The organism is Fundicoccus ignavus (genome assembly GCF_009659375.1).
GTDB classification, from domain to species: Bacteria; Bacillota; Bacilli; order Lactobacillales; family Aerococcaceae; genus Fundicoccus; species Fundicoccus ignavus.
The window spans coordinates 1-14,005 of the sequence record NZ_WJQT01000025.1; the positions used below are offsets into that span (position 1 = coordinate 1).

General features: G+C 38.4%; 10 protein-coding genes, 12 tRNA genes and 1 rRNA gene. 18 read left to right on the plus strand and 5 right to left on the minus strand.

What is annotated here, in order from left to right:
• Nucleotides 1-15: 15 nt before the first annotated feature.
• The 13 genes from rrf to GF867_RS12015 all read left to right on the plus strand — a co-directional run bounded on the left by rrf (nt 16) and on the right by GF867_RS12015 (nt 1,247).
• Nucleotides 16-131: ribosomal RNA gene (rrf, locus tag GF867_RS11955) — 5S ribosomal RNA — on the plus strand.
• A gap of 16 nt (nt 132-147) precedes the next feature.
• Nucleotides 148-220: transfer RNA gene (locus GF867_RS11960), tRNA-Asn, on the plus strand.
• Between the two features lie 15 nt (nt 221-235).
• A tRNA-Ser gene (locus GF867_RS11965) sits at nt 236-325 on the plus strand.
• A 15-nt stretch (nt 326-340) separates the two neighbouring features.
• A tRNA-Glu gene (locus tag GF867_RS11970) sits at nt 341-412 on the plus strand.
• Between the two features lie 18 nt (nt 413-430).
• Nucleotides 431-503, plus strand: a tRNA-Val gene (locus GF867_RS11975).
• Between the two features lie 11 nt (nt 504-514).
• Nucleotides 515-587 (plus strand) — tRNA-Asp (locus GF867_RS11980).
• Nucleotides 588-590: 3 nt separating this feature from the next.
• A tRNA-Phe gene (locus GF867_RS11985) sits at nt 591-663 on the plus strand.
• 3 nt (nt 664-666) lie between these two features.
• Nucleotides 667-747, plus strand: a tRNA-Tyr gene (locus GF867_RS11990).
• Nucleotides 748-789: 42 nt separating this feature from the next.
• Nucleotides 790-860 (plus strand) — tRNA-Trp (locus tag GF867_RS11995).
• A 25-nt stretch (nt 861-885) separates the two neighbouring features.
• Nucleotides 886-958, plus strand: a tRNA-His gene (locus GF867_RS12000).
• Between the two features lie 15 nt (nt 959-973).
• Nucleotides 974-1,045, plus strand: a tRNA-Gln gene (locus tag GF867_RS12005).
• A 24-nt stretch (nt 1,046-1,069) separates the two neighbouring features.
• Nucleotides 1,070-1,141, plus strand: a tRNA-Cys gene (locus tag GF867_RS12010).
• A gap of 22 nt (nt 1,142-1,163) precedes the next feature.
• Nucleotides 1,164-1,247: transfer RNA gene (locus GF867_RS12015), tRNA-Leu, on the plus strand.
• A gap of 520 nt (nt 1,248-1,767) precedes the next feature.
• Here GF867_RS12015 and GF867_RS12020 read toward each other — a convergent pair.
• The 5 genes from GF867_RS12020 to GF867_RS12040 form a co-directional block, all read right to left on the minus strand.
• Complete coding sequence (locus GF867_RS12020) at nt 1,768-2,025, minus strand: metal-sensitive transcriptional regulator (protein ID WP_153833340.1); 258 nt, start codon at nt 2,023-2,025, stop codon at nt 1,768-1,770.
• Nucleotides 2,025-2,321, minus strand: coding sequence for a rhodanese-like domain-containing protein (locus GF867_RS12025; RefSeq protein WP_153833341.1), 297 nt, complete (start codon nt 2,319-2,321; stop codon nt 2,025-2,027). Before GF867_RS12025 ends, GF867_RS12020 begins: the two co-directional genes overlap by 1 nt.
• Entirely contained in the window at nt 2,308-3,963 is a 1,656-nt protein-coding gene (locus GF867_RS12030; RefSeq protein ID WP_153833342.1) for an FAD-dependent oxidoreductase, read from the minus strand. Before GF867_RS12030 ends, GF867_RS12025 begins: the two co-directional genes overlap by 14 nt.
• A gap of 195 nt (nt 3,964-4,158) precedes the next feature.
• On the minus strand, nt 4,159-4,539 hold the full coding sequence (locus tag GF867_RS12035; protein ID WP_153833343.1) for a PH domain-containing protein: 381 nt from the start codon (nt 4,537-4,539) through the stop codon (nt 4,159-4,161).
• Between the two features lie 15 nt (nt 4,540-4,554).
• Nucleotides 4,555-5,070 carry a YehS family protein gene (locus tag GF867_RS12040; RefSeq protein WP_153833344.1) on the minus strand — a complete coding sequence of 172 codons (516 nt, stop codon included), beginning with the start codon at nt 5,068-5,070 and terminating at the stop codon, nt 4,555-4,557.
• A gap of 106 nt (nt 5,071-5,176) precedes the next feature.
• On the opposite strand from GF867_RS12040, the gene GF867_RS12045 reads away from it, so the two are divergent.
• The 5 genes from GF867_RS12045 (at nt 5,177) to GF867_RS12065 (ending at nt 14,001) form a co-directional block, all read left to right on the plus strand.
• Complete coding sequence (locus GF867_RS12045; protein ID WP_153833345.1) at nt 5,177-6,052, plus strand: RluA family pseudouridine synthase; 876 nt, start codon at nt 5,177-5,179, stop codon at nt 6,050-6,052.
• Nucleotides 6,053-6,537: 485 nt separating this feature from the next.
• Nucleotides 6,538-9,444 carry an ABC transporter substrate-binding protein/permease gene (locus GF867_RS12050; RefSeq protein WP_172974025.1) on the plus strand — a complete coding sequence of 969 codons (2,907 nt, stop codon included), beginning with the start codon at nt 6,538-6,540 and terminating at the stop codon, nt 9,442-9,444.
• 3 nt (nt 9,445-9,447) lie between these two features.
• Entirely contained in the window at nt 9,448-10,176 is a 729-nt protein-coding gene (locus GF867_RS12055) for an amino acid ABC transporter ATP-binding protein (protein ID WP_153833347.1), read from the plus strand.
• A gap of 1,632 nt (nt 10,177-11,808) precedes the next feature.
• The gene (locus tag GF867_RS12060; RefSeq protein ID WP_436718608.1) at nt 11,809-13,269 is read left to right on the plus strand and encodes an ABC transporter substrate-binding protein/permease; all 1,461 of its coding nucleotides are present in this window, start codon (nt 11,809-11,811) and stop codon (nt 13,267-13,269) included.
• 3 nt (nt 13,270-13,272) lie between these two features.
• Nucleotides 13,273-14,001, plus strand: a complete 729-nt coding sequence (locus GF867_RS12065) for an amino acid ABC transporter ATP-binding protein (RefSeq protein ID WP_153833348.1) — start codon at nt 13,273-13,275, stop codon at nt 13,999-14,001.
• The last annotated feature ends 4 nt before the right edge of the window (nt 14,002-14,005 follow it).

Here is a 14,005-nt window from a genome sequence, read left to right on the forward strand (position 1 = left end):
ATAACATACGCACTGTGTGGTGATGATGGCAAGAAGGACACACCTGTTCCCATGCCGAACACAGCAGTTAAGCTTCTTAGCGCCGATGGTAGTTGGACCTTTGGTCCTGTGAGAGTAGGACGTCGCCGCGCAAGTGTACTATGTTATTCCGCAATAGCTCAGTTGGTAGAGCGCATGACTGTTAATCATGATGTCGTAGGTTCGAGCCCTACTTGCGGAGTGATAAGGTTAGTCTGGAGAGTTGTCCGAGCTGGCCGAAGGAGCACGATTGGAAATCGAGTAGGTGAGTAACATCGCCTCAAGGGTTCGAATCCCTTACTCTCCGTATCAACTTAAAACTGGCCCGTTGGTCAAGCGGTTAAGACACCGCCCTTTCACGGCGGTAACACGGGTTCGAATCCCGTACGGGTCATTAAAATTAAATATCCATGGAGGATTAGCTCAGCTGGGAGAGCGTCTGCCTTACAAGCAGGATGTCGGCGGTTCGATCCCGTCATCCTCCATTTACCAAACTGGTCCGGTGGTGTAGGGGTTAACATGCTTGCCTGTCACGCAGGAGATCGCGGGTTCAAATCCCGTCCGGACCGTTTGGCCTGATAGCTCAGTTGGTAGAGCACTTGATTGAAGCTCAAGGTGTCGGCGGTTCAAATCCGTCTCAGGCCATATGGAGGGGTAGCGAAGTGGCTAAACGCGGCGGACTGTAAATCCGCTCCTTCGGGTTCGGCAGTTCGAATCTGCCCCCCTCCATTATTTGAATAGTAGGGGATTTAACTTGTTCTTCTTACTACTAGGGACTTAGTTTAACGGTAGAACAACGGTCTCCAAAACCGTTAGTGTGGGTTCGATTCCTACAGTCCCTGTTACCTATTCAAAGGTTTAATTCTGGCGATTGTGGCGAAGTGGTTAACGCATCGGTTTGTGGATCCGACATTCGTGGGTTCGATTCCCATCAGTCGCCTATTTTTAATATTATTGGGGTATAGCCAAGCGGTAAGGCAACAGACTTTGACTCTGTCATTCGTTGGTTCGAATCCAGCTACCCCAGTTTTTTTTTATTTATTGATAATTTGGCGGTGTAGCCAAGTGGTAAGGCACGGGTCTGCAAAACCCTCATTCGTCGGTTCAAATCCGATCACCGCCTTAGCTACAACTGAATTATTTATGCCGGTGTGGCGGAATAGGCAGACGCGCTGGACTCAAAATCCTGTGCCCTCACGGGCGTGCCGGTTCGACCCCGGCCACCGGTATTATAATGTCTAACTTGATGGAAAGCTTCTTACTTCGGTAAGAGGCTTTTTTATTTTGGCATTGTTCGAGCATTATTAGGGGAGTAAATAGCTTATATTAACAAATGTAGCGTCAATATTTTTAGATTATATACCAGTTGCTTAAATTATAGATATTATTTTTTGACTAGGGAATGCAATCGAAACAGTAATTCGGACATTACTTGCTTCAACTTTCTTTTCAAATTAAGACTTTGGTAAGACTTTGGACTCAATGTCGGGTGGACTATACTTAGTTAGGTCAAACGACTCATTAATGGTTACTTATAGCTTTAGTTTAACGGGTGCTTACACGACAGCCTGGATCGTTTTATTAATATTATCCATTGTCACAATGTCTACTTGGCTAGTTGCTTATTTCAAAGGAAAGCAATATAAAGCCACTATATAATAGAAGAAAAAAATTTTCTTTACAAAATATGCCAAAATACTTCGTACCTACAGATACCTTTATTGGAGTTCTGTAAGCACGAAGTATTTTTTATTTTTTAATAATCATTTGGACAGCTTGTTCAATTTTCTTTTCTTGTATGCTTGGATCATTACTTGGGGTGTTTAGGCAGTCTCTTAAATTTTCAGCAACAATTAGCCCCATTACACGATCAATGCTTGAACGAACAGCTGTTAGTTGTGTCACGATGTCGACACACTCTTTTTCTTCATCAATCATCTTTTGTATACCTCTTAATTGGCCTTCGGCACGTTTTAAGCGATTGATAATATTCTTATCACAGGACATTATCGAATTAATGCTCCTTTCCAGGTTGACACTCCACCCATGACGTTAGTTACATTATAACCTAATTTTGATAAAGCTGAAGCAGCCATATTTGATCGTGACCCTGAAGCGCAAACCAAATAATATTCAGTATCTTTACTTAAGGATTTAGTATTAAAAGCTAAGGTAGTTAAGGGAAGGTTTATTGAATTAGGGATATGCCCGTTAACAAACTCATTTTTTTCGCGAACATCAATAATAGTTAAATTGCTTTGTTTCGTTTTTTGATAAAATTCATCAGAACTAATTGTTTTCATGTAATATTTCCTCTGGTTTCATAGTATTGTATATCTGGAAGCCACCGTCTAAGTTTGCGACCGTGAAATCATGTTGTCTTAAGATTCTTTCTGCGATGTAACTGCGTGCGCCACTTGCACATGAGATAATATAGGGTTGATTAGGATTTAATTCATTCATACGGTCACGTAAGTCATTAACAGGAATATGAATCGCGTTTTTGTATTGACCTAAAGCTAGTTCGTCCATAGAACGAACATCTAAGACTTGGGCTCCGTTTTCTAAGTGGCTATTCAATTCGTGCCAAGCAACTGTATGACTTAAGCCTTCTGCGACATTAATCGCTGCGTAGCCAATCATATTGACGGGGTCTTTTGCTGAGCCAAATGGTGGAGCATAAGTGAACTCTAATTCTGGTAAATCATAAATCGTCAAATTACCTTTAATCGCTGTCGCAATTATATCAATGCGTTTATCAACACCTTTTTCACCTAAGGCTTGCGCTCCTAGAATTTGACCATTATCAGGATTGAAGATTAATTTTAATGTTAAATTTGTTGCACCTGGATAATAGCCAGCGTGATCTTTGCCGGTAATGTGAAGGGCATTAAACTTTTGATTATTTAGTTTGGCAGCTCTTTCACTTAAACCAGTCGATGCAGCAGTTAAGTTAAAGACGCGAACAATGGCTGTACCAATACTACCTTGATTTGTGCGCTGCATACCTGCAATGACATCAGCTACTTGTCGACCCTGACGATTTGCTGGAGATGCTAAAGCAATCATAGCATCGCTATTGGTAATTTGTTGTTTCACAATAATGGCATCACCTACTGCATAAATATGATCAATATTCGTTTGATAATAATCATTTACGACGATTCCACCACGCATTCCGAGTTCAATACCAGCTGATTGCGCAAGTTGATTTTCTGGTTGAACGCCAACAGACATAATCGTTAAGTCTGATACTATGACCTCACCGTTTGTTAATTCAACTCTGCGACCGTTTTGTTTAAATTCTTTTACTGTATGCCCTGTAATAACTTTTACACCATTAAGTTTCAGTTCATTTTCAACATATTTAGCCATTTCTTCATCTAAAGGTGGCAATACTTGCGGTGCCATTTCAATAAGTGTAACTCGCAAACCTCTTTTTACAAGATTTTCTGCCATCTCTAAACCTATAAAACCGGCTCCGACCACAACGGCTTCCTTTGCATTCACTAATTGCTGCATAATTAAATCTAAGTCAGGGACATTTCTCAAAGTATAAACATTGCTTGCTTCTGCTAAACCAGTAATTTCAGGCACAAATGGTTTTGCTCCAGGTGAAAGGATTAGTTCATCGTAACTTTCAGTTAGAATTTTATCCTGGAATTTCACTTTAACTGTTTTGTTATCTGGATTAATACCGATGACTTCGTGCTCAGTACGAATGTCTAAATTAAAGCGATCATGCAATGCATCAGCAGTTTGGACGATTAAATCAGCTCTTTCGCCAATTTCGCCCGAAATATGATAAGGTAGGCCGCAGTTCGCGAATGACACATAAGGACCTTTTTCCATCACAATAATCTCAGCATCTTCCATTAAACGTCTCAGGCGTGTAGCCGCAGACATTCCGCCAGCAACGCCACCAACAATGATGATTTTTTTCATAATATTTTCGACTCCTTTTTATATACTCATACCCGTATGGGTATATTAAACAATAAATAAAGAGTCTTGTCAACCCGATTGTGTCAATAATGCCAAAATACTACCTCAAAAGTAGGCGTATTTTTTGGCAATGGAATAAATAAAAAAGCGTCTGAATTCAATGAAGTCAAACGCTTTGGTACCCTGGTGGGTATATTATGAATAGTTTAAAACAGATTTAGCAATCAGTGTATCGATTTCTTTGACACTGATTCCTTTACGGAGTTGAATCTTGATGTGACCAACTTTAGTCCAAAGATCGATTTCTCCATTAATATCTAGAATACCAGAAGTTTCAACGGACCACATATCAATGGAGCGATAAGGAATGCTATAGAATTCTTTCTTTGTGCCAGTGACTCCCTGTGTATCTAAAATAATTAAACGATTATTTGTAAAAACAACAGTATCTCTCAAGGTAGAGTAGGCCGCATCCGCTACTTCTCCAGGAATAAATAAATCTTCTATTTGGCTAGGGACTTTACGCTTGGCGACTAAAGTAATATTCAATAATTCTGTTAATTCATTTGCTGCCATTGATAATCCTCCATTCTATTGATTGCGGTATTGTTTAGCTAAGGCTTTGAGGAAGTTACGGATATAACGATCGCCACAAACTTTATAGTTACGATGGCCTTCACGTCTAAGTACGGCGCTCAGTTCACTTTTGGATAAAAAGACACCTTCGTCTTCTAGCATATCTAATAGGTCATCACTCGTTAAAGAGAGCGCGATCTTAATTTTTTTCAACATTAAATTGTTAGCGTTCTTTTCGGTTAACTCTAAAACAAGTTTTTGGTCATCTTTGCTGCCTCTTTGTGAGGTGATGAGTCCGTTCAAAAAGCGCTCAAAAGCTTCATTTTCTAATGTTAATTCATAAACATTTTCTTTGTATTTGTCTTCCTCAGTTGAAGTTTCATCGAGTGTGTCGGGTGTTTGTTTCTTTAACATAGCTCTTATTTCTTCTGGCGTGACTGAATGTCCACCTAAGGCAAATATTTCAACCATGTCCTCGTCTTTGATATTCAAAGCATAGCGAAGTCGAGTCAGTCGATCGTTATGATTCATAAATAGAATTTCTCCTTGTCTTTCATTACTTTTTTTAATTATAACAAACATTAGGCAATTTATCTGCTATACTAATGAGACAATTAAGAAAGAAAGCGGTGCGCCCATGGTACAAAAGCGTTTAAAAGTAGAAAGAGAAGAAGGTTTGTTAGAGTTTTTATTGGCAGAGCTTCCTCAGGTGAGTCGTAAGAAAGTTAAGAATCTACTTGCCTATTCACAAGTCATCGTGGAAGGAAAAGTAGTCAAGCAATTTAATCATCCTTTACAGATAGGACAAGTAGTTGAAATTACGAAGGCTCAGAAAGTAGAAGCTGACTATCGTTTTCAAGGGGTAAAAATTATACATGAAGATGATGCAATTATTGTCATAAATAAAGCAGCCGGAGTTTTGTCGATGTCAGGAAAGAATCCAAATGAACCGACAGCATACCGTCAATTGTCTGACTATGTGAAGTCAACTAATCCAAACAGTCGTATATTTATCGTTCACCGTTTGGATAGAGATACATCTGGTGTGATGGTCTTTGCTAAGACTGAAGAAGTGAAAACTAAGTTACAGTCTAACTGGCAAAAATCAGTGAAGGAGCGTACTTATACTGCTCTTGTTGAGGGAATTATTAGCCGCGAAAAAGGTCAACTGAAATCTTGGTTAACTGAGAGCAAAACATTAAAAGTTTACTCTAGTCAACATAACAATGGTGGCAAGTTAGCTATCACTAACTATGAAAAAATTCAAGGTAATCGTCAATTTACTTTGTTAAAAGTTAACTTAGAAACAGGTAGAAAAAACCAAATTCGTGTCCATATGCAAGACTTAGGCCATTCTATTGTGGGTGATAAAAAGTATGGTGCGACTGATAATCCAATGAAACGTTTAGGGCTTCATGCGACAAGTCTAGTTTTTGAACACCCAGTAACGGGCAAGATAATGAGCTTCAATATTGATGCCCCAGCAGATTTCTTTAAATTATCTTCAAATTAATAACGATAATTTCAAACTTTAAAGCGCTCATCGTCCAATTCGGATTATGAGCGTTTTTGTTTTATAAGTTTTATGTTGATTTACCAATCTTTGTACTTCGCTCAGCTGATTGTTTTCCAAGGCGGTGGTCGCTTTCAAAGCCTCACTGACGTTCGTGCTTTTCCATCTCAATCGGCTAGGCTCTGTCTACTTCGCTTTGCTCATAGACAGAGCAAGCTACGCCGATAGCCCTTTGTACCGCTATGGAAAACAATTCATTGATCTACGCTGAGGATTCTAACACAAGAATTTCTTTCTGATAAAGTGACAATATTGCCTTAAATCTATCAAATAAATCGAAAAAAACTGAAAGTATTTGATACTTTTGTGATAAAATTGCTATTTCATGTCACATTATATAACAAATGATGTTAAAGTGAAATTGCGCTCATCAGTTTTTAATTATATACTTAATCACATAAAAAAAGTGTATTATGAGGTGGATTATGAAAAAAGCTAAATTATTAGCCTTTGTGATGGCATGCTTATCTATGTTAGGTGTACTAACGATTACTGCTAATCATTCAGTGCAGACAGTTGATGCACAAACGAAAGAAAAATATATTATCGCAACCGACACAACTTTCGCACCTTTTGAATTCGTCAATGAAGCCGGCGACATGGTCGGAATTGATATGGATTTATTAGCAGCGATAGCTGAAGATCAAGGTTTCGAATACGAAGTCAAAGCGTTAGGTTTCAACGCAGCGGTTCAAGCATTAGAGAGTAAACAAGTAGACGGTGTGATTGCAGGGATGAGTATTACACCAGAACGTCAAGAAGCGTTTGATTTCTCAGAGGCTTATTACAATAGTAGCTTATCGTTTGCAGTTAAAACGGATAGTGAAATTCAAACTTTATCGGACTTAGATGGTAAACGTGTTGCTGTTAAAACAGGTACTCAAGGTGCTGAATTAGCAGACTCATTAAAAGACGAGTATGGCTTTACGGTGGTTACGTTTGAAGACTCAGTCAACATGTACCAAGATGTGATTGTTGGCAATAGTGATGCAGCAGTGGAAGACTTCCCAGTAATGGCTTATGCAATTAATGATGGAAAATTAGCTTTACGTCAATTGGAAGAAACATTTGATATTGGTTCTTATGGCTTTGCGACAAGCCCAGGAGAGAACCCAGAATTAGTAGCAGCCTTCAATGAAGGTTTAGCAAATATTCAAGCATCAGGTAAGTATGATGAAATTTTAGCTACTTACTTAGGCGAGGCAGTCGAAACTAGTTCAGACGAAGCGGATACTGCTTTAGAACATACGAAGAAATATGTTATCGCAACTGATACAACTTTCGCACCATTTGAATTCGTCAATGAAGACGGAGACATGGTCGGAATCGATATGGATCTATTAGCAGCGATTGCTGAAGATCAAGGTTTCGAATACGAAGTCAAAGCGTTAGGTTTCAACGCAGCGGTTCAAGCATTAGAGAGTAAACAAGTAGACGGTGTGATTGCAGGGATGAGTATTACACCAGAACGTCAAGAAGCGTTTGATTTCTCAGAGGCTTATTATAATAGTAGCTTATCGTTTGCAGTTAAAACGGATAGTGAAATTCAAACTTTATCGGACTTAGAGGGTAAACGTGTTGCTGTTAAAACAGGTACTCAAGGTGCTGAATTAGCAGACTCCTTAAAAGACGAGTACGGCTTTACGGTGGTTACGTTCGAAGACTCAGTCAACATGTACCAAGATGTGATTGTTGGCAATAGTGATGCTGCAGTCGAGGACTTCCCAGTAATGGCGTATGCAATTAACGATGGAAACTTAGATTTACGTCAGTTAGCAGAAACGTTTGATATTGGTTCTTACGGTTTTGCGACAAGTCCAGGTGCTAACCCAGCTTTAGTTGCAGCTTTTAACCAAGGTTTAGCAAATATTCAAGCATCAGGAGAGTATGATGAAATCTTAGCTACTTACTTAGGCGATGCTGCAGTGACTCAAACAGAAACTGAAGATGTTGCAATTGAGCATACGAAGAAATACATCATTGCAACAGATCAAACTTATGCACCATTTGAATTCGTTGATGATGAGGGTAATTTAGTTGGAATTGATATGGACTTGATGGCAGCTATCGCTGAAAATCAAGGTTTCGAATATGATATGAAAGTGCTAGGTTTTAATGCTGCTGTTCAAGCTTTAGAAAGTGGCCAAGCAGATGGCGTGATTGCTGGAATGAGTATCACAGAAGCACGTCAAGAAAGCTTTGACTTTTCAGAGCCATATTTTGACAGTGAATTATCTTTCGCAGTTAAACCCGATAGTGAGATTCAAACTTTAGAAGATCTAGATGGCTTGCGCGTCGCGGTTAAGACTGGGACACAAGGTGCCGACTTAGCTGAGCGACTTAAAGATGAATACAACTTTGAGATTGCGATTTTTGAAGACTCAGCGAATGTGATTGAGGATGTATTAGCAGGTAATAGTGCGGCTCTTATTGAGGATTTCCCGGTTATGGCTTACACCATTAAAGAGGGCGATGTAGACTTGAGATTGTTGGATGAGACATTCTCAGTAGGTTCTTATGGTTTCGCAGTTCTTAAAGATCAGAATCAAGATTTATTAACTGCCTTCAATCAAGGTTTAGCTAACTTACAAGCATCAGGTGAGTATGATGAGATTATCTCACTTTATACAGCAACCGAAGATGCGGTAGAATCGACTGAATCTGAAGCAGAGACAACATCTTCAAGAAGTACGTTTATTGGACAAATTACTTCAAATTGGCGTCCACTGATGGATGGATTATGGACAACTGTTTGGGTAACGCTTGTTTCGATTGTGATTGCGATGATTTTAGGAATTGCACTGGGTATCATGAGTGCTGGACAGAATAGTATTCTGAAATTTATTGCATTATTATATGTAGATATCATGCGTGGTATTCCATTATTGGTTTTATCATTCTTCATCTACTTTGGTATTCCTCAATTAACAGGTCTAACATTCCCAGCAACATTGGCTGGAATCGTTACGTTGAGCTTGAATGCCGCGGCTTATATTTCAGAAATAGTGCGTGGGGGAATTAAAGCTGTTCCGATTGGACAATCAGAAGCTAGCCGTAGTTTAGGGTTGCCGTATAATAAAACATTACGTCACATTGTCTTACCACAAGCATTTAAGATTATGGTTCCTTCGTTTATCAACCAATTTGTCATTACTTTAAAAGATACGTCAATTTTATCTGTAATAGGCTTGGTAGAATTAACACAAACTGGTAAAATTATTATTGCGCGTACCTATCAATCAGGAAGTATGTGGCTAATTGTTGGTTTAATGTATATAATAATTATTACTGCATTGACTAAGTTGTCGAAACGTTTAGAAAAGGAGAAATAATCAATGTCTAAAGTAATTGTAAAGGATCTGAAAAAAAGTTTCGGATCAAATGAAGTGTTAAAATCGATTAATTTAACAGTTGAAGAAGGAGAAGTTGTGTGTATTATAGGACCTTCTGGGTCTGGTAAATCAACATTACTTCGTTGTTTAAACCGTTTAGAGGAAATTAATGGGGGGCAAGTTGTAATCAACGGAACTGATATTAGTGCCAAAGATGTCGACTTAAACAAAGCTAGAGAAAATATCGGAATGGTTTTCCAGCATTTTAATTTATTCCCACACTTAAGCGTTAAACAAAATATTACCTTAGCACCTGTTCAATTAGGGATTATGGATGCTAAAGAAGCAGATACAAAGGCTATTGCTTTACTAACGCAAGTTGGTTTATCTGATAAAGCTGAAGCATTTCCTAAATCATTATCTGGTGGTCAAAAACAACGTGTAGCGATCGCACGCGCTCTAGCTATGAATCCAGACATTATGTTGTTTGACGAGCCTACATCAGCTTTAGACCCAGAAATGGTTGGTGATGTGTTAGGTGTTATGCAACAATTAGCGAAAGATGGTATGACAATGGTTATTGTTACTCACGAAATGGGCTTTGCCCGTGAAGTGGGCGACCGTGTGATTTTCATGGATGGTGGCTACATTGTTGAAGAAGGTCAACCTGAAGCGATATTTGATGCGCCTCAAGAAACAAGAACACAAGATTTCTTAAATAAAGTTTTATAATGACAAATTAAAGGAGTAGTTTAGGTAAAAAACCTAAACTACTTCTTTTTGTATTACAAGTCTTTATACGTTTAACGCTGATTTACTAAGCTTTGTGCTTCGCTTAGCTGATTGTTTTCCCATGCAGTGGTCGCCTTCAAAGCCTTACGGTTATGAGGGTTTTTCCATCTGAATCGACTAGGCTCTGTCTACTTTGCTTACTTTATTGATAGTCAGAGCAAGCTATTCGGTTATTAACGATGGATTGCCCTTTGTACCGCTATAGAAAACAAGTCGCTGAGCTACGTTGAGGATACCAACAGAAGTAAAGCGATAAAATCAAGTTAAAACTGTTAAACGGAATTTAAAGCCCTCGGACTCGTCCGAGGTTTTCTCATGTCATGTATGAATCCTTCCATATGGTGCTTTGCTAAGCCTATGGGAACTTGTTAGCCCATTCTCTAGATCTTTCGGATAGATTAAGCCACACTCACTCGCAAACTGTTTTTTCTTGCAAGGGAATCAAGGCGGTGTCGTTCTCTTTCGTTCACGACGATTATATACGAACCTCAAATCTTTGAAATCGTGTCGATTGGCCCCATCAACCGACACACCGCTTGATCTTCACTATTAAATAAACCTTAAACTTATAATTCATTATATTACGAAAAATATTAAAATCATGTCTCAGTTTCCAAAACTGGAGCACGATAGATAGCGAATCGTGTTCCAGTTTTTATAACTCGAACACGATTAATTTAGAAATGCATAGAATCATGTCTCGGTTCCGAAAACTGGAGCACGATAGGGAGCGAGTCGTGTCCCAGTTTGGAGAACTCAAGCACAATTATTTCAAATAAGCTTGGAATCATGTCTCAGTTTCCAAAACTGGAGCACAATAGGGAGCGAGTCGTGTCCCAGTTTTTATAACTCGAACACGATTAAAATAATCTCCCCTAGCTATCTTATGTTACATCAAGTTGAATGTCTTCTTTTTGACCAAATATCATTACTTTGCTTATTCAAAAAACATATTAGCAAATAACTATCATTATATTTATAATTCATATCAGAATATTGACTCGTGCGAATTCTAATGTGCTAACTCAAAATTTGAGTCGACACATTGACTAGGTTAACGTGTCGACTCAGATTCCCAGTCGACACATTAGAGTCTTATTCCCACTATTTATGCAGATTGACATCTCAGGTTGCAACTTTTCACAGACTAATCTCGGAATCTTAAGCTGGAATCCACAATAATTTCTAGATTTTTTATCTAACGTGCTAACTCAAAATCTGAGTCGACACATTAGAGTCTTATTCCCACTATTTATGTAGCTTCTCATCTCAGCTTGCAACTCCTCCCAAAAAAAACTCGGAATATCTATCCGGAATCCACAATAATTTTGATTGTTCTTCTTGTGGTTTTCGGATAATTTTAGCGACAGTTATTATAATCCCTTTAATAAAAACGAATCTCAAAGTGAGTCTATCCAATGGTGTTATTTTGGTAAAAAACAAAGGTTTTAGGTATTAAAAAGTAAAAATACGCAAAAACACAGACTTAGAAATTGACGAGCTAAAATGCGTATTATTTGAACGGATTCAAAAGTAGTTATATAATGTGAATTAGATTAAATTATGAGGTGAATAAAAGTGAAAAAAGTAAAGACGTATCGCTTGATCGTCGCTCTTTTTCTGGTTCTAAGTTATATCGGATTAGGAAATGAAAAGTTAGGCAATGTTACAGTGCAGGCACAACCATCGGAGAAAGTTTATTCGATCGTTACCGACACATCCTACGCTCCCTTTGAATTTTTAGATGGGGAAGGCAATCTGATAGGAATCGATATTGATCTATTGGCTGCTATAGCTGAAGATCAAGGTTTTGAATATGAGTTAATAAAATTACCCTTTAGTTCAGGCTTACAAGCCATTGAAAGTGGTCAAGCTGATGGGATGATTGCTGGTATGGGAATTACGGATGAAAGAAAAGATTCGTTTGATTTTTCAGACCCATATTTTCAAGGTGGATCAATGTTTGCCGTTGCAGCTGATAGCGAAATTGAATCACTAGAGGATTTAAAAGGCTATAATGTGGCTGTGAAGATTGGAACGACAGGTGAAGCAATCGCACAAGGACTTTCAGGTGAATATGGATTTGGTATTACAACCTTTGAAGATTCTGTTAATATGTATCAAGATGTAATAGCAGGAAATAGTCACGCTGTTATTGAGGATGCACCAGTAATGCAGTATGCAGTAAATACTGGAACTGTTGATTTGCGTTTAATTGGTGAAGAAATGGAATCTATCCCTTTTGGATTTGCCGTGAATAAAGGCAATAATTCAGAGTTAATCGAGATGTTTAATGCTGGCTTAACAAATATTCAGGCTTCAGGAGAATATGATGAAATTTTAGCAACTTATTTAGGTAATGAATCCAGTGGAGAAGCAGTTGACTCAAGTTTCTTTGGGCAAATTAGACAAAATTGGCCAGCCTTAAGTTCTGGATTAGTCACCACTATTTGGATTACATTAGTTGCATTCGTACTGGCGATGTTTATTGGTATTCTAATAGGTTTAATGAGGAGTGGACAATCAGCTGTTTTATCAGGGATTGCCTTAGTTTACGTGGATATTATGCGTGGCGTTCCATTATTAGTTTTAGCCTTCTTTATTTACTTTGGTATTCCTCAGATGACAGGAATTAACTTAAGTGCAAGTGTTGCAGGAATCCTAACCTTAAGTTTAAATGCGGCTGCTTATGTCGCTGAAAATGTTCGAGGCGGTATTCAAGCAGTTGCAAAAGGTCAAGCCGAAGCCGGCAGGAGTTTAGGGCTTAATTATGGGAAAACAATGCGTCGAATCATTTTGCCACAAGCTTTTAAAATTATGATTCCATCTTTTATTAATCAATTTGTGATTACGCTAAAAGATACATCAATTTTATCTGTCATTGGTTTAGTGGAATTGACACAAACGGGACGAATTATTATTGCACGTACCTATCAATCAGGTAATATGTGGTTAATTATTGGTTTAATGTATATTATTCTGATTACGATATTGACGAAAATATCGAATCGTCTAGAAAAGGAGCTTGTATAAGAAATGTCAACAGTTAAAGTCAAAGGCTTAAAGAAAAGCTTTGGGAAAAACGAAGTCTTAAAGGGTATTGATATGGAGGTCGCATCTGGAGAGGTTGTATGTATTATTGGACCATCTGGTTCGGGTAAATCAACCTTGCTACGCTGTCTCAATCGCCTTGAAGAAATTCAAGGCGGGACGGTGACAATTGCAGATAAAGATATATCGAACCACAAAATTGATATCAATAAGGCGCGTGAAAATATAGGAATGGTTTTTCAGCAATTTAATTTATTTCCGCATCTTTCAGTGAAAGATAATATTACGTTAGCGCCTCTTGAACTAGGAAAAATGTCCAAGGATCAAGCAAGAGAAGTAGCGTTGAAATTATTAGAACAAGTAGGTTTGAGTGATAAAGCAGACGCTTTTCCGAAGTCGCTATCAGGAGGTCAAAAACAAAGAGTGGCCATTGCTAGAGCCTTAGCGATGGAGCCGGATATTATGCTGTTCGATGAACCTACCTCTGCTTTGGATCCTGAGATGGTAGGAGAGGTGCTTGAAGTTATGAAGCAATTAGCAGCTGACGGAATGACTATGGTTGTTGTGACCCATGAAATGGGTTTTGCGCGCGAAGTAGGCGACCGAGTTGTCTTTATGGATGGCGGCTACATAGTGGAAGAAGGTAAACCAGAAGATATTTTTGATAATCCGCAGGAAGAAAGAACGCAAGATTTCTTGAATAAAGTGTTATAAACAA

Excerpts from the sequence above, each read along its gene's own strand:
- GF867_RS12020 (WP_153833340.1), bottom strand. The coding sequence starts at position 2,025 with ATGTCCTGTGATAAGAATATTATCAATCGCTTAAAACGTGCCGAAGGC.
- GF867_RS12025 (WP_153833341.1), bottom strand. The coding sequence starts at position 2,321 with ATGAAAACAATTAGTTCTGATGAATTTTATCAAAAAACGAAACAAAGC.
- GF867_RS12030 (WP_153833342.1), bottom strand. The coding sequence starts at position 3,963 with ATGAAAAAAATCATCATTGTTGGTGGCGTTGCTGGCGGAATGTCTGCG.
- GF867_RS12035 (WP_153833343.1), bottom strand. The coding sequence starts at position 4,539 with ATGGCAGCAAATGAATTAACAGAATTATTGAATATTACTTTAGTCGCC.
- GF867_RS12040 (WP_153833344.1), bottom strand. The coding sequence starts at position 5,070 with ATGAATCATAACGATCGACTGACTCGACTTCGCTATGCTTTGAATATC.
- GF867_RS12045 (WP_153833345.1), top strand. The coding sequence starts at position 5,177 with ATGGTACAAAAGCGTTTAAAAGTAGAAAGAGAAGAAGGTTTGTTAGAG.
- GF867_RS12050 (WP_172974025.1), top strand. The coding sequence starts at position 6,538 with ATGAAAAAAGCTAAATTATTAGCCTTTGTGATGGCATGCTTATCTATG.
- GF867_RS12055 (WP_153833347.1), top strand. The coding sequence starts at position 9,448 with ATGTCTAAAGTAATTGTAAAGGATCTGAAAAAAAGTTTCGGATCAAAT.
- GF867_RS12065 (WP_153833348.1), top strand. The coding sequence starts at position 13,273 with ATGTCAACAGTTAAAGTCAAAGGCTTAAAGAAAAGCTTTGGGAAAAAC.